20 protein-coding genes, 2 tRNA genes and 1 other RNA gene are annotated in these 17,902 nt (G+C 62.4%); 13 read left to right on the top strand and 10 right to left on the bottom strand.

The annotated features are described in order from the left end of the window. Positions 1-641: 641 nt before the first annotated feature. Positions 642-718, bottom strand: a tRNA-Pro gene (locus ACFDTG_RS05620). A 110-nt stretch (positions 719-828) separates the two neighbouring features. Here ACFDTG_RS05620 and thyA point away from each other — a divergent pair. The 4 genes from thyA (at position 829) to ACFDTG_RS05600 (ending at position 5,577) form a co-directional block, all read left to right on the top strand. Beyond that, positions 829-1,800 (top strand): thymidylate synthase, encoded by a 972-nt coding sequence (gene thyA / locus ACFDTG_RS05615; protein ID WP_375290035.1) that lies wholly within the window; start codon positions 829-831, stop codon positions 1,798-1,800. An 87-nt stretch (positions 1,801-1,887) separates the two neighbouring features. Beyond that, the gene (locus ACFDTG_RS05610; RefSeq protein WP_375290034.1) at positions 1,888-3,189 is read left to right on the top strand and encodes a 3-methyl-2-oxobutanoate dehydrogenase (2-methylpropanoyl-transferring) subunit alpha; all 1,302 of its coding nucleotides are present in this window, start codon (positions 1,888-1,890) and stop codon (positions 3,187-3,189) included. A gap of 74 nt (positions 3,190-3,263) precedes the next feature. Further along, positions 3,264-4,262: an alpha-ketoacid dehydrogenase subunit beta gene (locus tag ACFDTG_RS05605; protein WP_375290046.1), complete on the top strand. Its 999-nt coding sequence runs from the start codon at positions 3,264-3,266 to the stop codon at positions 4,260-4,262. Positions 4,263-4,269: 7 nt separating this feature from the next. Continuing rightward, entirely contained in the window at positions 4,270-5,577 is a 1,308-nt protein-coding gene (locus ACFDTG_RS05600; RefSeq protein WP_375290033.1) for a dihydrolipoamide acetyltransferase family protein, read from the top strand. Between the two features lie 70 nt (positions 5,578-5,647). Here ACFDTG_RS05600 and ACFDTG_RS05595 read toward each other — a convergent pair whose 3' ends face one another. Beyond that, positions 5,648-5,857 (bottom strand): hypothetical protein, encoded by a 210-nt coding sequence (locus ACFDTG_RS05595; protein ID WP_375290032.1) that lies wholly within the window; start codon positions 5,855-5,857, stop codon positions 5,648-5,650. Positions 5,858-6,044: 187 nt separating this feature from the next. On the opposite strand from ACFDTG_RS05595, the gene ACFDTG_RS05590 reads away from it, so the two are divergent. Further along, a tRNA-Asp gene (locus tag ACFDTG_RS05590) sits at positions 6,045-6,121 on the top strand. 9 nt (positions 6,122-6,130) lie between these two features. Here the strand turns inward: ACFDTG_RS05590 and ACFDTG_RS05585 are convergent. The 6 genes from ACFDTG_RS05585 to ACFDTG_RS05560 form a co-directional block, all read right to left on the bottom strand. Continuing rightward, on the bottom strand, positions 6,131-6,913 hold the full coding sequence (locus ACFDTG_RS05585) for a DNA-formamidopyrimidine glycosylase family protein (protein WP_375290031.1): 783 nt from the start codon (positions 6,911-6,913) through the stop codon (positions 6,131-6,133). Between the two features lie 27 nt (positions 6,914-6,940). Beyond that, positions 6,941-7,156 (bottom strand): DUF2842 domain-containing protein, encoded by a 216-nt coding sequence (locus ACFDTG_RS05580; RefSeq protein ID WP_375290030.1) that lies wholly within the window; start codon positions 7,154-7,156, stop codon positions 6,941-6,943. Continuing rightward, positions 7,153-7,731: a 5-formyltetrahydrofolate cyclo-ligase gene (locus ACFDTG_RS05575; protein WP_375290029.1), complete on the bottom strand. Its 579-nt coding sequence runs from the start codon at positions 7,729-7,731 to the stop codon at positions 7,153-7,155. Before ACFDTG_RS05575 ends, ACFDTG_RS05580 begins: the two co-directional genes overlap by 4 nt. A 28-nt stretch (positions 7,732-7,759) precedes the next feature. Further along, a non-coding RNA gene (ssrS, locus tag ACFDTG_RS05570) (6S RNA) lies at positions 7,760-7,930 on the bottom strand. A gap of 11 nt (positions 7,931-7,941) precedes the next feature. Continuing rightward, on the bottom strand, positions 7,942-8,271 hold the full coding sequence (locus ACFDTG_RS05565; protein ID WP_375290028.1) for a cell division protein ZapA: 330 nt from the start codon (positions 8,269-8,271) through the stop codon (positions 7,942-7,944). Then, on the bottom strand, positions 8,268-8,582 hold the full coding sequence (locus ACFDTG_RS05560) for a hypothetical protein (RefSeq protein ID WP_375290027.1): 315 nt from the start codon (positions 8,580-8,582) through the stop codon (positions 8,268-8,270). Before ACFDTG_RS05560 ends, ACFDTG_RS05565 begins: the two co-directional genes overlap by 4 nt. A gap of 52 nt (positions 8,583-8,634) precedes the next feature. Between ACFDTG_RS05560 and tkt the strand changes: the two genes are divergently transcribed. From tkt to ACFDTG_RS05535, 5 genes are all read left to right on the top strand, one after another. Then, positions 8,635-10,623, top strand: coding sequence for a transketolase (gene tkt, locus ACFDTG_RS05555; RefSeq protein ID WP_375290026.1), 1,989 nt, complete (start codon positions 8,635-8,637; stop codon positions 10,621-10,623). 15 nt (positions 10,624-10,638) lie between these two features. Then, the gene (gap, locus tag ACFDTG_RS05550) at positions 10,639-11,646 is read left to right on the top strand and encodes a type I glyceraldehyde-3-phosphate dehydrogenase (RefSeq protein WP_375290025.1); all 1,008 of its coding nucleotides are present in this window, start codon (positions 10,639-10,641) and stop codon (positions 11,644-11,646) included. A 23-nt stretch (positions 11,647-11,669) separates the two neighbouring features. Continuing rightward, complete coding sequence (locus ACFDTG_RS05545) at positions 11,670-12,872, top strand: phosphoglycerate kinase (protein ID WP_375290024.1); 1,203 nt, start codon at positions 11,670-11,672, stop codon at positions 12,870-12,872. Next, complete coding sequence (locus ACFDTG_RS05540) at positions 12,869-13,327, top strand: PaaI family thioesterase (RefSeq protein WP_375290023.1); 459 nt, start codon at positions 12,869-12,871, stop codon at positions 13,325-13,327. The genes ACFDTG_RS05545 and ACFDTG_RS05540 overlap by 4 nt, the downstream gene beginning before the upstream one ends. Before the next feature lie 196 nt (positions 13,328-13,523). Then, entirely contained in the window at positions 13,524-14,411 is an 888-nt protein-coding gene (locus tag ACFDTG_RS05535) for a fructose bisphosphate aldolase (protein WP_375290022.1), read from the top strand. A gap of 4 nt (positions 14,412-14,415) precedes the next feature. Here the strand turns inward: ACFDTG_RS05535 and ACFDTG_RS05530 are convergent, their stop codons facing one another. After that, positions 14,416-14,805, bottom strand: a complete 390-nt coding sequence (locus ACFDTG_RS05530) for a hypothetical protein (protein WP_375290021.1) — start codon at positions 14,803-14,805, stop codon at positions 14,416-14,418. 101 nt (positions 14,806-14,906) lie between these two features. Between ACFDTG_RS05530 and thiE the strand changes: the two genes are divergently transcribed. The 3 genes from thiE to ACFDTG_RS05515 are packed head-to-tail and all read left to right on the top strand — an operon-like array spanning position 14,907 to position 17,540. Then, complete coding sequence (thiE, locus tag ACFDTG_RS05525) at positions 14,907-15,548, top strand: thiamine phosphate synthase (protein ID WP_375290020.1); 642 nt, start codon at positions 14,907-14,909, stop codon at positions 15,546-15,548. Continuing rightward, positions 15,490-16,869 carry a L,D-transpeptidase gene (locus ACFDTG_RS05520; protein WP_375290019.1) on the top strand — a complete coding sequence of 460 codons (1,380 nt, stop codon included), beginning with the start codon at positions 15,490-15,492 and terminating at the stop codon, positions 16,867-16,869. Before thiE ends, ACFDTG_RS05520 begins: the two co-directional genes overlap by 59 nt. After that, complete coding sequence (locus ACFDTG_RS05515) at positions 16,866-17,540, top strand: M23 family metallopeptidase (RefSeq protein WP_375290018.1); 675 nt, start codon at positions 16,866-16,868, stop codon at positions 17,538-17,540. The genes ACFDTG_RS05520 and ACFDTG_RS05515 overlap by 4 nt, the downstream gene beginning before the upstream one ends. Here the strand turns inward: ACFDTG_RS05515 and ACFDTG_RS05510 are convergent. Beyond that, positions 17,537-17,878 carry an elongation factor P gene (locus ACFDTG_RS05510; RefSeq protein WP_375290017.1) on the bottom strand — a complete coding sequence of 114 codons (342 nt, stop codon included), beginning with the start codon at positions 17,876-17,878 and terminating at the stop codon, positions 17,537-17,539. The two genes, ACFDTG_RS05515 and ACFDTG_RS05510, sit on opposite strands and share 4 nt — an antisense overlap. Positions 17,879-17,902: the final 24 nt, after the last annotated feature.

Raw genomic sequence — 17,902 nt, 5'->3', positions numbered from 1 at the left:
GGCGTCTTGCCGACAGGCATCTCCGTCAAAACCGGTCCAGCCGCTTCTGGGCCGCTACCGGTCCAGCAGCTTCCGGGCCGCTAGTGGACCGTCCGCTGTTGGACTCACTATCGGCAATATAAACAGCTACGGGCCCATACGTCGGTGCGAGATGTTGCCGTTACATGACCACGCACTACACGCGCACGGGGCGCGGAAAACCCGTCCTCCTTGTCCACGGACCGGAGCGATCAGCGGCTCGTGGGACACGATCTCGCCTGTGCTTTCTCAAGTCCGGGAGGTAAACGCCGTAGACTTGACCGGCCACGGGCAGACGCCCGAAGAGGCCGATAGCGGAACGTTCGACGGTCTCGCGAGAAGTCTGGAAGACTGGCTCGGCGCGGAGAATCTCACAGGTGGCTGCCGAAGAAGGAGTCTCAATGGCTGCGCTGGCGCAACTCATGGGACACGACGATGATCGCACAACGCAGAAGCACTACGCGCGCTTCTCTCCAGACTACCTAAAAGACGTCGGCGATAGAATCGCGATCGGAAGGAGAAGAAGGCGGTGAAGGTTTACCGTGAACCCAGAACCCCTGTTCTATTTATGAGCCCAACTTCGAGTAAACGCTTGTTTTAAGGGCTTATTGCAAGATAAAATGTGGTCGGGGAGAGAGGATTCGAACCTCCGGCCCCTGCCTCCCGAAGACAGTGCTCTACCAGGCTGAGCTACTCCCCGACCGGATCGGTCCCGCAGGCGCCAGGGCGCAGCGGGTCGAGGCAAGGCGCGTGCCTATAGGGATGGGTTGGCAGGGTGGCAAGCGGGCAATTTGCCGCCTAGGGAAAACCATGGCCAGTGCATGCTCCGCAGATGATTCTCGCCCCGTGCCCCATCCCGAACACCAGTATTTGGACCTTATGGAGCGGGTGTGGCGCGCGGGCAGTGAGCGCGTGGATCGCACGGGCGTGGGCACGCGGTCGGTCATGGGGGCGATGCTGCGTTATGATCTGGCGGGTGGTGCCATGCCGCTTGTCACTACCAAGCGGGTCTACTGGAAAACCGCCACGCGCGAGTTGCTGTGGTTCCTGACCGGCGAGACTAATATCCGTCCCCTCGTACTGCAGGGCGTGAAGATCTGGAACGAATGGCCCCATGCGCGCTACGTGCGCGAAACGGGCAACGAGATCCCGCTGGAAAACTTTGTCGGCAGGATCGCCGAAGATGCGGATTTCGCCGCGCGCTGGGGCGATTTGGGGCCGGTCTATGGCAAGCAATGGGTGGACTGGCCGACCTATCGCTACCGCCCAGACGGGTTGTTCGAGCGGGGGGGGGGGATCAACCAGGTGGCCGAGGTCGTCGCCTCGCTGCGCGACAACCCCGGCAGCCGGCGGCACATCATCGAAGGCTGGAACGTGGCCGAGCTGGACCGGATGGCATTGCCGCCGTGCCACAAGACATATCAATTCCATGTGGCCGGCCATGAAATGGGGCAGGGGAGGCTCAACGCGGTCCTCTATCAGCGCAGCTGCGACGTGGCGCTGGGCCTGCCCTTCAACCTGTGGTCGGCGGCGCTGCTTGTGCGAATGCTGGCGCAACAGACCGACCTCCAACCGGGCGAGCTGGTGTGGATGGGCGGGGACACGCACCTTTATCTCAACCACGCGCATCTGATCGAGGAGCAGTTGGCGCGGGAACCGCGGGGGCGCCCGCGGCTTGAGATTACGCGGCGTCCGCCGACGATCTTCGACTATCGGATCGAGGATTTCGAGGTTTACGGCTATACGCCGCACCCGCCGATAAAGGCACCCGTGGCAGTGTGAGGCTTGTCGCCGGTGCTGAAATAAAATAACGCACCGGCGCATAGAATGCCTAGCCCCGAAAAAGGGCGTATCTCACGGGAGAGCCGCATGGCCGAAGGGCCGGAGAACCCTAATTCAGCCGGTGCAAACAAGCCCGGCCTGTCGCTGCATGTGCCGGAGCCCAAGTTCCGGCCCGGCGACACCGTCGATTTCGGCCACGTGGACGTCGATGCTCCGGGGCGGCTGCCGCGTCCCGACGAAAGCTGCGATCCGCGCGATCTGACCGATCATGCCTATGGTCTGGTGCGCGTGCTGGGCGACGACGACCGCGCACACGGGGCCTGGGACCCGAAGCTCGACGCCGATACGCTGCGTGCGATGCTGGGTCACATGGCGATGACCCGCGCCTTCGACGAGCGCATGTTTCGCGGACAACGCCAGGGCAAGACCAGCTTCTACATGAAATGCACCGGCGAAGAGGCGACCAGCATTGCATCCGCCATGGCACTGGCCGCCGATGACATGGTGTTTCCGAGCTATCGCCAGCAGGGCATTCTGATCGCGCGTGGGTATCCCATGATCGAGATGATCAACCAGATCTATTCGAACAAGGGTGACAAGCTGAAGGGGCGCCAGCTCCCCATCATGTATTCCAGCCGCGAGAAGAGCTTCTTCACTATCAGCGGCAATCTGGCGACGCAAACCCCGCAAGCGGTGGGCTGGGCCATGGCGAGCGCGATCAAGGGCGACAGCCGGATCGCCGCGACCTGGGTGGGCGAGGGAAGCACCGCAGAGGGTGATTTTCACGCCGCCTGCACGTTTGCCACCGTGTACAACGCGCCGGTGATCCTCAATATCGTCAACAACCAATGGGCCATTTCGAGCTTTTCCGGCTTTGCCGGGGCGGAGCGCACCACCTTTGCCGCGCGCGCGCTGGGCTATGGCCTCGCGGGATTGCGCGTGGACGGAAACGATGCGCTGGCATGTTATGCGGCCGAACGCTGGGCCGCCAATCGCGCCAGGGCGAATGCCGGACCGACGCTGATCGAGTTCTTCACCTATCGGGCGGAGGGCCATTCCACCTCCGACGACCCGGCGGGATATCGCAGTGCGCAGGAGCGCAGCGAATGGCCGCTGGGCGACCCGGTGACCCGTCTCAAGAACCATCTCATCGCCATTGGCGAGTGGGACGAGGATCGTCAGGCGGAGATGGACAAGAACGCCGCAGAAAAGGTGCGCGCGACGACCAAGGAGGCCGAAGCCAACGGCATCCTGGGCCATGGCCTCCACCACCCGTTCCACACCATGTTCGAGGACGTATTCGAGGAATTGCCTTGGCATCTGCAAGAACAGGCGGATCAGGCGATCAAGGAACGCGAGATAAAGTTTCCGGGAGGGCTGAAGCTGTGAGCGAGCAGGATAGCGCTCTGACCGGCGAACCGCAGGAAAGCTCGGCAGATCAAGCCTCCGAGCGCCGCATCAGCATGATCGAGGCGATCAACGAAGCGCTTGGGATCATGATGGAGCGCGATCCAAACGTCGTCATCATGGGGGAGGACGTCGGTTATTTCGGCGGGGTGTTCCGCTGCACCGCGGGGTTGCAGGAGAAATTCGGCAAGTCCCGCGTCTTCGATACACCCATCAGCGAATGCGGGATTATCGGTGCGGCGGTTGGGATGGGTGCCTATGGCCTGCGGCCGGTGCCCGAAATCCAGTTCGCGGATTACATCTATCCCGGCCTTGACCAGCTCATCAGCGAGGCGGCCCGCCTGCGGTATCGTTCGGCGGGAGAGTTCATCGCGCCGATGACGGTGCGCAGCCCCTTCGGCGGCGGCATCTTCGGGGGACAGACCCACAGCCAGAGCCCCGAATCGCTCTTCACCCATGTCTCGGGCCTCAAAACGGTGATCCCCTCGACGCCTTATGACGCGAAGGGCCTGCTGATCGCAGCCATCGAGGACAACGATCCGGTCATCTTTTTCGAGCCCAAGCGCATCTACAACGGCCCCTTCAGCGGCTATTACGACAAGCCTGCCGAGCCCTGGAAGCGCCATCCGCAGAGCGCGGTGCCGGAGGGATATTATTCGATCCCGCTCGGCAAGGCGCGCACCGTCAGGGAGGGGGAGTCACTGACCATCCTCGCCTATGGCGCTATGGTTCACGTGGTCGAATCGGTGTGCCGCGAGAAGGGTGTCGATGCCGATATCCTGGACCTGCGCACGCTCGTGCCGCTGGACATTGAAGCCATCGAGGAATCGGTTCAGAAAACCGGTCGCTGCCTGATCGTGCACGAAGCGACTCGGACATCGGGCTTCGGCGCTGAGTTGTCCGCACTGGTGACGGAACGGTGCTTCTATCACCTGGAAGCGCCGGTCGAACGCGTTACCGGTTTCGACACGCCATATCCTCACAGCCTCGAATGGGCCTACTTTCCCGGCCCGATCCGCATCGGTGAGGCCATCGACAAGATTCTGAGCGAGTAAGCGACCCATGGGCAAGTTCACCTTCAACCTTCCCGATATTGGCGAGGGCATCGCCGAGGCCGAGATCGTGGCCTGGCACGTCAAGCCTGGCGATACGGTCGAGGAAGATCAGCAGATCGCTGACATGATGACCGACAAGGCCACGGTCGAGATGGAAAGTCCGGTCACCGGCAAGGTGCTGGAAGTGGCTGGCGAAGTCGGGGACACGATCGCCATCGGCTCCATGCTGGTGGTCATCGAGACGGAGGGCGAAGCGCCGGCGCAGGAAGACGTGGTCGATGCGCCCGTGGCCGATCCGGCACCCGCGCCTGCTCCGAAGGACGAGGGCGTCGCGGAGCGGATCGAAACGGAAAATTCCGATGCCAGCGATGCGGACGACGCCATCGCGGCCGATCCGGACCCGGCCCCTCGGCCTACCCCAACCCCGGCGCCTGCGCCCGCGAAAGATACGAAGGTTCTGGCCTCTCCCGCCGTGCGAGCCCGCGCCAAAGATCTCGGCATCGATTTAGTGGAGATCAAGCCCGCCGCCGACGGTCGTCTGCGTCATGCCGACCTCGATGCTTTCCTGTCTTACAATGGCGGGTTCGCGCCCGCAGGCGGCAAGCGTGCCGACGAGGAGATCAAGGTCATCGGCATGCGCCGCCGCATCGCCGAGAACATGGCCGCATCCAAGCGCAACATTCCGCACTTTTCTTACGTCGAGGAAATCGACGTCACCGAGATGGAGCGACTGCGCGGCCAGTTGAACGAAGGGCGGGGCGATCGGCCAAAGCTCACCATGCTGCCCCTGCTAATTACCGCGATCTGCAAGACCCTGCCCGATTTTCCCATGATCAACGCCCGGTTCGATGACGATGCCGGCGTGGTTACACGTTCCGGCGCGGTGCATCTGGGCATGGCGACGCAGACCGATTCCGGGCTGATGGTGCCCGTTATCCGCGATGCGCAGGGAAGGAACCTGTGGCAGCTGGCAAACGAGATCACGCGGCTCGCGGATGCCGCGCGCAGCGGCAAGGCGAAAAGCGAAGAGCTGTCGGGTTCGACGCTCACCCTCACCTCGCTAGGGCCGCTGGGCGGGGTTGCGACCACGCCGGTCATCAACCGGCCGGAAGTGGCCATCATCGGCCCCAATCGCATCGTGGAACGGCCCATGTTCGTCAGCGACGGGCAAGGCGGGGAGCGTATCGAGAAGCGGAAGCTGATGAATCTGTCGATAAGCTGCGATCACCGGGTCGTGGATGGCTGGGATGCGGCGAGCTTCGTGCAGGCGATGAAAAAGCTGATCGAACAACCGGCGTTGCTGCTGGTCGGCTGACAAAGGGGCAGTTCCCCCCTTAGGGACAAGTGCCGCCAAAAAGTGGGGACGCTTTGTCCGACTGTCCGCCTCAGCGCATGGCGAGGATAATCGCTTCCTCGCGGCCGGAGCGGCTGAACGGAACTGAGCCGTAAGCCCGGGCATCCGCCGCGAGCGCTTGCGTTGACTGTTTCGCAGAGGGCAAAGTCTCCGCCGTCACCGCGATTGCGAGCGCCGATTGCGCGGCAAACCCACCCGTCATCAACAATGCGGCAGATAAGGCGAACAATCCGAAACGCATGACCCGAGACCCCCTGATTCCTGACCGGAATGTCGCCCTTCAGGGTTAATATCCGGTGGTCAAACAGGATGGGACGAGCGCTTAACCAAAAAGAGCCGAGATTCTTGGGTGAGGCGGCATTGACAGCCCCGCTGGTGCCCATTAGTGGGCCGCACTCCCAAGCGGTGCACCGCTCTTTTCAAGATGCGCGGGTGTAGCTCAGATGGTTAGAGTGCCGGCCTGTCACGCCGGAGGTCGCGGGTTCGAGCCCCGTCACTCGCGCCACTTGGGAAATCAGCTTTGATGACTGGTGCAGAAGTAGGCGGTTCGACCGCCTACTTTCGCGCTGTCGATCTTTCCGCCGCAACGCCGGCAGGTGGCACCCTTTTTTCTGTGCCGGATCAGCCAGTCGTCGCGCAGCTTGCTGTAGGTGGCATCGGTATCGATCACCGCTTCGAGGATGGCCTTCAACCGCTTCAGCAAGGTTTCCAGGCAAGCTTCGTCAAGGTTGGCGGCCGTATCGGTCGGGGCCAGGCCAGTCTGGAACAGCACCTCGTCCGACCATAGATTGCCGACGCCCGCCAGCTTGCCTTGATCGAGCAGCGCCGCCTTGATCGCACTGCGACTGCTTCCCACGGCGTCCGCGAACTGACGTTTGGTGATCGTCAGGGCATCCGGCCCCAGCTTCTGCTCGGCGATGAACGTATCGGGATCGTCGATGATGCGCACCTTGCCCAGTTTGCGCGGACAGCGGAAAGCGAGGCGACGGTCGCCTTCGAAACGGACGAGCAGCTTGGTCTTGGTCGGCGGGTCCTCGGGCGCGTCGAAAGGGATCAGACGGCCTGTCATACCCAGATGTACGGCCATCCACGGCCCCGTCTTGCTGCCGAGGAAGATGTTCTTCCCGTGGCGCCGCGTTTCCGTGAATTGTCGGCCCACCAGACGCGCCCGCTCGTTATCGCCGGGCAGGGCGATGTAGGTCACATCGTCGCCCAGCTCGACGGCTTCGATGGTGCGATGCAGGCACTCGCGATCGACGAGGCGGCGCTGGGCTTCGTTTTCGGGGAGTTCCGGCATGGGTGCTCAACGCGCAAGCACGGCGGGTTATCCCCAGCGGCCGGTTTCCATCCAGATCAGGAAGCGCCGCAGAGGCAGAAGCCAGATCAGGCCGAGGAGTACATAGACGACCGTCTGGAGCAGCGTGGGCCAATTCCCTATCAACGGCGGAAGGAAGGTCGCCACGGCAATCCCGTAGGCCAGAAGCGCCGCCAGCAAGCCCAGGATCCCGAGGGGGATGCGCATGGTGGGCTGGTCCCTCATGCGAAGGGCCCGTAAAACCGTGTCGGGGTGACGATGGCCGACATGGAATGATCGTGCGGCTCGATGGGCAGCGAATCCACCAGCTGAGCGTCCCAGGCCAGCCCGATGGCCGTCGTACCGGAATGGTCCGCCAGCCAGCGGTCATAGTGGCCCCCACCCTGGCCGATGCGCTCACCCCTAGCGGTAAAGCCCAGCAGCGGGACGATCAGGACAGTAGGTATGGTGGCGGGCGCATCCTCCACGGGCTGCAAAAGGCCGAAAGGCCCGACCTCGCACGCGCTTTCGTCCCACGGGTCGGCGAAACGAGCGAATTCCATCGTGGCGGCGCGGTGGGCGAAGCGGGGGAGGGCGAGGGCGTGACCGCGTTCGTGAAAGAACCGCGCATAGCCTTCTGTCGGCGCCTCATGCGGACCGGCGCGGTAGAGGCCGATCGTTGAACCTTCGGGAACGAGGTCCAGCAGAGGCGCCGGCGGACGATTGAGGATCAATGCGCGGGTAGTGGGATCGAGCGCGGCCACATGATCGCGGCGGCGGGCTCTCAGGTCTTTGCGCAGTAGGGCTTTTGCGGCATTCATGCGCAGCGTCATAGCAAGTTGGCGGTGTAGCGGAACCACCATGGGTCGTTTGCCGTGAAATCCTCTGACGCCTTCACGTCAGGTGGGCGCCGTTTACCCCAATTTGCTGGACGAACCAGCGCCTCAGGGAAGGGACAGCTCCCTTTGGATTGCTTATAGCCTCAGGGATATTCGAATGGCTCGTGCCGGGCAGTCCCGCCATGGCGCTATTTAGGATGGCGCGGCACGGTTCTCAAGCAGATCGGCCACCTCTTCCAAACGTCCCGCCAGCAATTCAAGGCCGGCCACCACGTTTTCGGCCATGATCGTGTCGGGTTCGGAGTCGGGGGCTTGGGCTGGTACGCGCCTTGCTTCGTCCACCTCGTCGGCCAGGATGAGCGCCGCGAACAGCAGGTTCTTCGCGTCGTTCGAAGACAGGGTCCCCATCGCGGTCAGCTTGCCGTCGATGATGCGGGCTAGGTGACGAACATGGTCTTCCTCCCCGTCCGCGCATGAGATCGTGTAGGGTCGGCCGCCGACCTGAAGCGTAACCTCGCTCATTTCTCCAGCGATCCGATCAAAGCATCGAGCTGGGAAATCGCCCCTTCGACCCGCTCCCGAAGCGCAGTTTGCGTCTCGCTCGGTCCGGTGGCGGCGGGTGGCGGCGCGGCCGGAACGGATTCAATCCGTGAAAGCGCCACTTCGATCCGCGCCATCGCCCTATCCATACGCGCCTGGTCCATGGCCTGATCATAGGCAATTAGACGCGCCAGAGCAAAGGCTTGAAGCAGGCTGTTGAAAAGTCGCGCAAGGATCGGGCCGGGTGGCCGGGTTGACCGCACCTTCGCCCATGCGCCAAGGCGCTGCGGCATACGAATCGCCCGCGGATGTCGCGGCGCGCCTGTATCAGGAGCTTTTCCACCCATGCCACTTGGTCCCGATCGTCTCGCGCCCATGGCCAATGCCATCCGTGCGCTCTCGATGGACGCGGTCGAAGCGGCCAATTCGGGGCATCCCGGAATGCCGATGGGCATGGCCGATGTCGCGACGGTGCTTTGGAGCGAATTCCTGAAACACGATCCGTCTGCGCCCGACTGGGCCGATCGCGATCGTTTCGTGCTGTCGGCGGGGCATGGTTCCATGCTGATCTACAGCCTGCTGTATCTCAGTGGCTATGCGGCTCCCACGATCGAGGACATTCGCAATTTCCGCCAGCTGGGCAGCCCTTGCGCCGGCCACCCCGAAAACTTTCTTCTGGACGGCGTGGAATGCACCACGGGCCCGCTTGGACAAGGCTTGGCGATGGCGGTGGGCATGGCCATCGCCGAGCGGCACCTGAATGCGGAATTCGGTGACGAGTTGGTGGACCATCATACCTGGGTGATCGCCGGCGACGGCTGTCTGATGGAGGGTGTGAACCACGAGGCGGTCGGCCTTGCCGGCCATCTGAAGCTGGGGCGGCTCAATGTGATGTGGGATGATAACCGCATCACCATCGACGGCCCCACCGATCTTTCCACCAGCGAGGATGTCGAGGCACGCTATGCCGCGGCGGGCTGGCACACCGTCCGCTGTGACGGACACGATTTTGCCGACATCCGGCGCGCGCTCGAAGAGGCGAAGGCGGACCCGCGGCCCTCGCTGGTCGCCTGTCGGACGGTGATCGGCAAGGGCGCGCCCAACAAGCAGGGCACCAGTGCGACCCATGGCGCGCCGCTGGGCAAGGATGAGATCGCCGCCGCGCGCGAGACGCTGGGGTGGGACCACCCGCCGTTCGAAGTGCCGGAGCGCATTCTCAACGACTGGCGCGAGGTCTCGGCCAATGGCAAGCAGGCGCATTCGGCTTGGCGCGCAAAGCTGGAAGATTATTCCGGCAAGACAGATTTTGAGCGCCGCATGGCGGGAGACCTTCCGGTCGACTTTTCGCTTCAGGACTATATCGACGGCCTGCTCGCAGATCCGCAGACGGTCGCCACCCGCAAGGCGAGCGAGATGGCTCTGGGCGCCATCAACCCGCAGGTTCCCCAAACCATCGGCGGCAGCGCGGACCTGACCGGATCGAACAACACCAAGGCAGGTGGCATCGGGCCGCTGACGGCCGAAGATTACGCCGGGCGCTATCTCTATTACGGAATCCGTGAATTCGGCATGGCTTCGGCGATGAACGGGATGGCTCTTCATGGGGGTGTCATCCCCTATGGCGGAACCTTCCTGGTCTTCACTGACTATTGCCGCGCCGCAATCCGCCTCTCGGCGTTGCAGGAAGCTCGGGTCATTTACGTGATGACTCACGATTCGATCGGCCTTGGCGAGGATGGTCCTACGCATCAGCCAGTGGAGCATGTCCAATCCCTGCGGATGATCCCCAATCTCCTCGTCATGCGTCCGGCTGACACGATCGAGACCGCCGAATGCTGGGAAATCGCATTGAAGAGCAAGACCCGGCCCACGGTTCTCGCGCTGAGCCGTCAGAACCTTCCGCAAATCCGCAACACCGCGCGCGAGAACATGAGCGCCAGGGGCGGATACAGGATCAAGGCCGCTGAGAATCCCAGGCGGGTGATCCTGATTGCGACCGGTTCGGAGCTGGCGCTGGCAATGGATTGCGCGGCGAAGCTGGAGGGACAAGGGATCGGTGCCGATGTGGTGTCGATGGTCTGCACCCAGCTGTTCGACGAACAGGACGCGACGTACCGCGAGGACATTCTGCCGAACGTGGCGCCGGATCAGATCCTGCGCGTCTCGATCGAAGCGGGGACGACCTTCGGGTGGGATCGCTACACCATGACGAACGGGCTGCGGATCGGTATCGACAGGTTCGGTGCCAGCGCACCGGCTGGCGATCTGTTCGAGAAGTTCGGCTTCACCGTGGAAGCCATTATTCCTCAAATCATGAACAATATCAGCGAATAGGCAGGAGTTTCTGACATGGCGACGAAGGTTGCAATCAATGGGTTCGGACGTATCGGTCGCCTGGTGGCGCGCGCCATTCTGGAGCGCAACGACCACGATCTGGAGCTCGTTTCGATCAACGATCTCGCCGATACCGGCTCGAACGCCTTGCTGTTCGGCTTCGACAGCACGCATGGCCGCTTCCCCGGCACCATCGAGGTCGATGGCAACGATCTCGTAGTGGACGGCAAGCGCATCCACGTGACCGCCGAGCGCGATCCGGGCAAGCTGCCGCATAAGGACAACGGCATCGACATCGTGCTGGAATGCACCGGCTTCTTCCAGTCGGACGAATCGGCGCGCCCCCATATCGGTGCCGGCGCAAAGAAAGTCCTGATCTCCGCGCCCGCAACCGGCGTGTCGAAAACCATCGTCTTCGGGGTGAACCAGGATACACTAACCGCCGACGATGACGTCGTTTCGAATGCCAGCTGCACCACCAACTGCCTCGCCCCCGTGGCCAAGGTGCTACACGACACGGTGGGGATCGAGCGCGGCTTCATGACCACCATCCACAGCTACACTAACGATCAGCGCATGCTGGACCAGATCCACAAGGATCTGCGCCGTGCGCGCGGCGGTGCGCAGAACATGATCCCGACCACCACAGGCGCGGCGCGTGCCGTTGGCCTGGTGCTGCCCGAACTGAAGGGCAAGCTCGATGGCTCCTCAGTCCGCGTCCCGACGCCGAACGTCAGCCTCATCGATCTCGTCTTCACGCCGGGCCGCGATACCTCGGCAGAAGAGCTGAACGAGGCGCTCAAGAAGGCTTCGCAAGGCGCCATGAAGGGTGTGCTGGCCTATACCGATCAACCGCTTGTCAGCTCCGATTTCAATCACCAGCCGGCGAGTTCAACGGTAGACAGCCTCGAAACCGCTGTGCTGGAAGGCAAGCTGGGTCGTGTCGTCAGCTGGTACGACAATGAGTGGGGCTTCTCGAACCGCATGATCGACACCGCCGGAGTCATGGCCGGTCTGCTCTAAGCTTTCGGAAGGTTCGGATAAACGTGGCGAATTTCGAGACTCTCGACGACCTTCCCGGCGATCTTTCCGGAAAGGTCGCTCTGGTGCGTGTCGATCTCAATCTGCCGATGCAGGAAGGCCGTGCCAGCGATGTCACGAGGGTGAAAGCGGTGAAGCCCACCATCCTCGACTTGTCGGACAGGGGCGCCAAGGTGCTGCTTATGGCTCACTTCGGGCGACCCAAGGGTCAGCGCCATTCGACCATGAGCACCAGCATGGTGCAGGGCGATGTCGAGCGTGTGCTGGATCGCGAGATCATGTTCATTCCCGAAGTCATGGGTCCGGTCGTGGATCAGGCCATTTCCATTCTGGGAGATGGCGATATCGGTCTGCTCGACAATCTCCGGTTCTGGCCGGGGGAGGAAGCAAACGATCCGGAATTCGCAAAAGGGATCGCTCAGCACGGCGATCTTTATGTGAACGATGCGTTCTCCGCCGCACATCGCGCCCATGCGAGCACCGAGGGTCTGGCCCATCTTCTTCCGTCCTACGCGGGTCGCGCGATGGAGGCCGAATTGAAGGCGCTGGACGCCGCGCTCGGCAATCCGGACCGGCCGGTGATGGCGGTGGTGGGCGGGGCCAAGGTCTCGACCAAGCTCGATGTGCTTCAGAACCTCGTCCGTCAGGTGCAGCACCTGGTGATCGGTGGCGGCATGGCCAACACGTTCCTTGCCGCGCGCGGCGTCGACGTGGGCAAGTCGCTGTGCGAGCACGATCTTACCGACACGGCGAACCGCATCATGGACGAGGCCGACCACGCGGGCTGTACGGTGCATCTGCCTTATGATGTTGTGGTTGCGACCGAATTTGCAGTAAACCCACCCAGCCTGCGGACTTGCAACGTACACGAGGTTCAGCCGGAGGAGATGATCCTCGACATCGGACCGCAGGCGGTCGAAGCGCTGGGCGATGCACTCAAGACGTGCCGCACCCTGGTCTGGAACGGTCCGCTGGGCGCATTCGAGACGCCACCGTTCGACACTGCAACCGTCGCGCTCGCCAGAACTGCAGCCGCGCTCACCCAGGATGGTTCGCTCACTTCGGTGGCGGGGGGCGGGGATACGGTGGCGGCATTGGCCCATGCCGGTGTTGCCGACGATTTCACCTATGTCTCCACCGCAGGGGGCGCCTTTCTCGAGTGGATGGAGGGCAAGGAACTGCCCGGAGTCGCGGCGCTTACACGATGAGCGAGAACCAGGCGGTGGGCGCGACAGGCGGGCTCGTTCCCGTCACCGAGGGCGAATTCGCCGGCTGGAACGTGTGGCAGTCCGATGCTTTCGAGCAGCGCGCGGGGCCGTTTTACGAGCGCATCGACGGCGATGGTCGGCCAGTCAGCGCCTTCCGCGCCGAAGATCGGCATATGAACGGGGCCGGTTTCATGCACGGCGGCTGCCTGATGACCTTCGCGGATGGCGCGCTGTTCAGCATTGCTCGCGAGGCGCTGGGCGATGGGCGAGGGGTGACCATGAACCTGTCGGGCGATTTCCTCGATTCGGTAGCGGTCGGGCAACTGGTCGAAGCGCGCGGTGAAGTCACCCGTGCGGGCGGCAAGACTATTTACGTACGCGGGATCGTGACTGCGGATGGCAAACCCGCGCTGAGCTTCACTGGTATTATCCGCAGGCTTTCCCGAAGGACCTGATGGCGCACATCAGGCGCCTCGATCTCCATCGCAACGGGGGATGTTCGAATGAGGCGGTCGATCTGATAGGCAAATAAGTTGCGCACAGTGTTTGGAAACGGGGCACTGCGCTAATGGCGCTTACATCCGGTTGCTACCGTGGCAGTGCCTTTGTAAGCGCACACGCATACGAATGCACCAGACGGGGAACACGATTATGGATTTCGATGACATGCGCGAACGGATCGCGACCGGGGAAGGCTTTATCGCCGCGCTCGACCAGTCCGGCGGGTCGACCCCCAAGGCGCTTAAAGGCTACGGGATCGAGGACGGAGCCTGGTCAGGCGACGAGGAGATGTTCGCCCTCATTCATGAGATGCGCCAGCGTATCATTGAGTCACCCTGTTTCGGAAACGGCAAGGTGATCGGCGCGATCCTGTTCGAAAAGACCATGGACGGGGAAAGCGGCGGCAAAAGCGTGCCAGCACGCTTGGCCGAACGCGGCATCGTGCCGTTTCTCAAGGTCGACAAGGGCCTGGAGGACGAAGAAGATGGCGTTCAACTGATGAAGCCCATGCCTCTGCTGGAAGAGGTCTGCACTCGCGCCGGTAAGAAAGGTGTCTTCGGCACCAAGATGCGCAGCGTGATTAAAAGCGCGAATGCCAGGGGCATCGCTTCCATCGTCAAGCAGCAGTTCGAGGAGGGTAAGCGTATTCTCTCCACCGGTCTTATGCCGATGCTGGAGCCGGAATACGATATCCACGCCGCGGACCGGGATGAGGGCGAACAGATCCTCTTCGAGGAAATTCTCGCCCATCTGGAACAACTCCCCTCGCGTTCGCAGGTCATGCTCAAGCTCTCCATTCCGGCGCAGTCGGGGCTTTACGCGCCGCTTGTAAAGCACGAAAAGGTGTTGCGTGTGGTGGCGCTGTCCGGCGGCTATTCCACCGAAGAAGCCTGCGCGAAACTGGCCGACAATCCCGGCATGATCGCCAGCTTCAGTCGCGGCCTCCTACAGGACCTGCGCCATGGCCAAAGCGATACGGAATTCGACGAGACCCTTGGCGCCGCGATCGACCAGATCCACGCCGCCAGCGTCAGCTGAGTATCTAACGCAGTTCGTAAACCAACCGATAGGATCGCGGCGGAGTGTCCTGCTCCGCCGTTTTCGCGGGTTCACCCGAGACAAGGGCGATCACATGGCCATGCGTGCCGAATGTCTCGCCAAGCTGGATATCGGTCGTGTCGCGCCAACCAGCGCCGTCGATCCGCGTAGTGACCACGAGCCTACCTGCCCACACGCAGCGCGCGTTGACTGGGCAGCGGCTATCCTCCTTCACCGCTTGGGGCGTCACTACGATTTCACCAAGACGAACCGGCTGACCCAGTGCGATGGCGGATCCTTCGGGCAAGGGGGTGCCGGCGACATTGGGCGCATCTGGCACAACCACGCAGGATGCCAGGAAGATCGCCGGTGCGAGAAGGGTCAAGCGTTTCATAGGCCTTTGTCGCCGCGGTTCGCTGAGTGGCCCATGAACGGGGCGGCGTATCGAGGGTGGCGCCCCTTTTCGTTTGTTCCGGTGATGGCTAGATGCCGGCCATGGATACCACCGATCCCGCTGTGCAGCTGTACCTGATTTCCCCCGCCGACGTGGGCGGCAATTTCGTCGAGCGTCTCGATCGTGCGCTGGGCGCGGGGCCCGTTGCCGCCTTCCAGTTTCGCGTCAAGGGCGTAGACGATCACGAGGCCGCCCGCCTGGCTGCGCCGTTGCAGGAAGTGTGCGCCGCGCATGACTGTGCCTTTATCGTCAACGACAGTATCGCGCTGGCGAAAAGGCTCAAGGCCGATGGCGTCCATCTCGGACAGGGCGACGGCGACCCACGCGAGGCGCGCGACATTCTGGGCAGGGAAGCGCAGATCGGCGTGACCTGCCACGCCAGCCGCCATCTCGCCATGGAAGCGGGGGAGGCAGGGGCGGACTATGTCGCTTTCGGCAGCTTCTTTGCCAGCAAAACCAAGGAGAGCGAGCACCGCCCCGAAGTGGACATCCTTGTGTGGTGGCAGCGCGTGTTCGAAATACCCTGCGTTGCGATCGGTGGCATCACGCCTGACAATTGCGGGCCCCTTGTCAGCGCCGGCGCGGATTTCCTGGCCGTGAGCGGAGCGGTTTGGTCATCCGGTGATGAAGCGGAAGCAATCCGCGCTTTTCAATCCGCAATCACATCCGCTGCCGCAGGATAAAATCTCGCGCATCAGCGTTTCTCCCGAAATTCTCTGGGAGATTCCAATGCATCGTATCCTTGCTGCCGTATCCTTGTTCGCCGTTGCCGCTTGTGGCCTCAATGGTACCGACCGCTACAAGGACGATGAGGAAACCGCTCAAGCAACGCCGGTAACGAATGATGTAGGCTATGCCACCTATGGCGAAGATAATCTCGCCGACACGATGGCATCCAACGATAATGCTTCGATGGGTACGGATGGTACCGCCGGCGATACGAACATACCCGATCCGGAAGATCGGCCGATTATGCAGGCCCAGGTCGTGCTCGACCGACAAGGCTTCGGTCCGGGGGTGATCGACGGCAAGATGGGAATGTCGACTGAAAATGCGCTGCAGGGGTTTCAGGAGGCCAATGACCTCGACGTGACGGGCGAACTGGACGAAGCGACAAAAGCGAAGCTGGCGCAGTGGGATACGATCCCGGCAACTCGCGTGGTCACTATCCCCGCCGAGTGGGGGCGGGCGCAGTATCACGAGATTCCCGATGATACGGCGGAAAAGGCGAAGATGAAAAGGCTGGGGTACAGCTCGCTGGATGAGCGTCTGGCCGAAAGGTTTCACACGACCGTGGCGGTGTTAAAGACCCTCAATCCGGGGGGAATGCCGGCGGGAATGGAAAATGCACCAGCTGCAAACGGGCGAACGCCGGCTACTGCCTCGGCATCTCCCGCTTCTGCGCCGACACCGACGTCTTCTGCGAGCGACGGCGGTTCCAGCATGAAAGCCGGAGCTCAATCCTTTTTCAGTGCCGGCCGGCAGATCAGGGTGCCGAACATTGGCGGAGATCGCATCGCGCCGGGCTCGGTAAAGGATGGCGATTGGCAACGGACGCTCGCGTCGCTCGGCGTGGGCTCTGAACAGCCGAAGGTCGCGAAGATCGTAGTCAGCAAATCGGAAGATACGCTCAAGGCGTTCGACCAGAGCGGCAAGCTCGTGGCCGAATTCACCGTCAGTTCCGGATCGAGCCACGATCCGTTGCCGATTGGGAACTGGGAGGTGACCGGCGTCGGACATAACCCCACCTTCAGCTTCGACCCCGATCTGATGTGGGATGTGCCTGACAGTGAAGCCAAACAACAGCTTCCCCCCGGTCCGAATGGTCCGGTCGGTGTGGTCTGGATCGACCTTAGCAAGGAGCACTATGGCATCCACGGAACGCCGGAACCCGAAACGATCGGCCGGGCGCAGAGCCATGGTTGTGTGCGTCTGACGAACTGGGATGCTGCCCGCCTTGCGCAAATGGTGTCGACCAGCACGAAGGTAGTTTTCGAAAAATGACGCGAATGGGGTGGGGCGATCGCCTGACGACGATCCTGGTTACGGCCACTCTCACCAGTGCCGCGTGGATCGTCGCGGGTGGTTCCATTATCGAGAAATTCGGCGATGGCGTAGCGAGCGTCCGGCGCATCCCACAGGCTGCCCCGGACGGTTCCGTTTCACGCACTTCACCGGATCGGTCAGTCTTTAGTCCGGACCGCGAGGATGCACGCCCGATTGCTTCTCAGGCCGGAGACTTTATCGTCCCGGTCGTTGGGGTCAGGCCCACCAATCTTTCGGACGGCTTTTCCGATGCAAGGGGTGGGGGGAAAAGGCTGCACGAGGCCTTGGACATTATGGCACCCACGGGGACCGGAGTCATCGCCGCGCAGGGCGGAACGGTAGAAAAGATTTTCCATTCGGACCGCGGCGGGAAAACCTTGTATATCCGCTCTCCGGACAAGCGCACCATCACCTATTATGCCCATCTCGACAGCTACGCCCCGGGCTTAAGGGAAGGGCAGGCGGTTGCAAAAGGGGAACCGCTCGGAACGGTGGGGGCGAGCGGCAATGCATCGCCTGATGCCCCGCATCTCCATTTTGCCGTCATGCAAACGACGCCGGAGTCCGGATGGTGGGAGCCCGCAAATGCGATAAACCCCTATCCACTATTGAGGGATAGCGGAAACTAGAGTGAGGGGCCGCTACGGTTGCAGGAAAGCCGACCGGCCATTCCTTCCTCGCCGACCTGTCGCCAGAGCCCGTTCTCACCCCTGCGAAACCGCTGGTTTTTGAAGGGCCCGCTGGTGAAGGTAAGTTCATCACCGGCAAGAAGGTAAGTACCAACCCCCTCGGCGCTGCGATAGCTTGAGCCGAGAGTGACGACAAAATCGTGCTCCCCCATACGTTGCAGCGCCGGTCCTGCCGCGTCCCCGGGCAAAGCGCAGGCATAACGCCCCTGTTCGAGGACTTTCAGATCGGAGGCGCCCGTCAGAACGAAAAGCAAGGCAAGGGCAGCGATGGACTTCATCGCTCGCAATTAGCCTGCCTGCCC

The sequence above is a fragment of the Qipengyuania sp. genome (genome assembly GCF_042095715.1).
Lineage (GTDB): Bacteria > Pseudomonadota > Alphaproteobacteria > Sphingomonadales > Sphingomonadaceae > Qipengyuania.
This window is presented reverse-complemented; position numbering and strand designations above follow the sequence as displayed.

What these genes read in the sequence shown, in the direction of transcription:
- ACFDTG_RS05610 (WP_375290034.1), top strand. Translation starts at nt 1,888, where the DNA reads ATGGCCGAAGGGCCGGAGAACCCTAATTCAGCCGGTGCAAACAAGCCC.
- tkt (WP_375290026.1), top strand. Translation starts at nt 8,635, where the DNA reads ATGCCACTTGGTCCCGATCGTCTCGCGCCCATGGCCAATGCCATCCGT.
- ACFDTG_RS05560 (WP_375290027.1), bottom strand. Translation starts at nt 8,582, where the DNA reads ATGCCGCAGCGCCTTGGCGCATGGGCGAAGGTGCGGTCAACCCGGCCA.
- ACFDTG_RS05535 (WP_375290022.1), top strand. Translation starts at nt 13,524, where the DNA reads ATGGATTTCGATGACATGCGCGAACGGATCGCGACCGGGGAAGGCTTT.
- gap (WP_375290025.1), top strand. Translation starts at nt 10,639, where the DNA reads ATGGCGACGAAGGTTGCAATCAATGGGTTCGGACGTATCGGTCGCCTG.
- ACFDTG_RS05565 (WP_375290028.1), bottom strand. Translation starts at nt 8,271, where the DNA reads ATGAGCGAGGTTACGCTTCAGGTCGGCGGCCGACCCTACACGATCTCA.
- ACFDTG_RS05540 (WP_375290023.1), top strand. Translation starts at nt 12,869, where the DNA reads ATGAGCGAGAACCAGGCGGTGGGCGCGACAGGCGGGCTCGTTCCCGTC.
- ACFDTG_RS05530 (WP_375290021.1), bottom strand. Translation starts at nt 14,805, where the DNA reads ATGAAACGCTTGACCCTTCTCGCACCGGCGATCTTCCTGGCATCCTGC.
- ACFDTG_RS05600 (WP_375290033.1), top strand. Translation starts at nt 4,270, where the DNA reads ATGGGCAAGTTCACCTTCAACCTTCCCGATATTGGCGAGGGCATCGCC.
- thiE (WP_375290020.1), top strand. Translation starts at nt 14,907, where the DNA reads ATGGATACCACCGATCCCGCTGTGCAGCTGTACCTGATTTCCCCCGCC.
- ACFDTG_RS05585 (WP_375290031.1), bottom strand. Translation starts at nt 6,913, where the DNA reads ATGCCGGAACTCCCCGAAAACGAAGCCCAGCGCCGCCTCGTCGATCGC.
- ACFDTG_RS05605 (WP_375290046.1), top strand. Translation starts at nt 3,264, where the DNA reads ATGATCGAGGCGATCAACGAAGCGCTTGGGATCATGATGGAGCGCGAT.
- ACFDTG_RS05575 (WP_375290029.1), bottom strand. Translation starts at nt 7,731, where the DNA reads ATGAATGCCGCAAAAGCCCTACTGCGCAAAGACCTGAGAGCCCGCCGC.
- ACFDTG_RS05580 (WP_375290030.1), bottom strand. Translation starts at nt 7,156, where the DNA reads ATGAGGGACCAGCCCACCATGCGCATCCCCCTCGGGATCCTGGGCTTG.
- ACFDTG_RS05595 (WP_375290032.1), bottom strand. Translation starts at nt 5,857, where the DNA reads ATGCGTTTCGGATTGTTCGCCTTATCTGCCGCATTGTTGATGACGGGT.
- thyA (WP_375290035.1), top strand. Translation starts at nt 829, where the DNA reads ATGGCCAGTGCATGCTCCGCAGATGATTCTCGCCCCGTGCCCCATCCC.
- ACFDTG_RS05520 (WP_375290019.1), top strand. Translation starts at nt 15,490, where the DNA reads ATGAAGCGGAAGCAATCCGCGCTTTTCAATCCGCAATCACATCCGCTG.
- ACFDTG_RS05510 (WP_375290017.1), bottom strand. Translation starts at nt 17,878, where the DNA reads ATGAAGTCCATCGCTGCCCTTGCCTTGCTTTTCGTTCTGACGGGCGCC.
- ACFDTG_RS05515 (WP_375290018.1), top strand. Translation starts at nt 16,866, where the DNA reads ATGACGCGAATGGGGTGGGGCGATCGCCTGACGACGATCCTGGTTACG.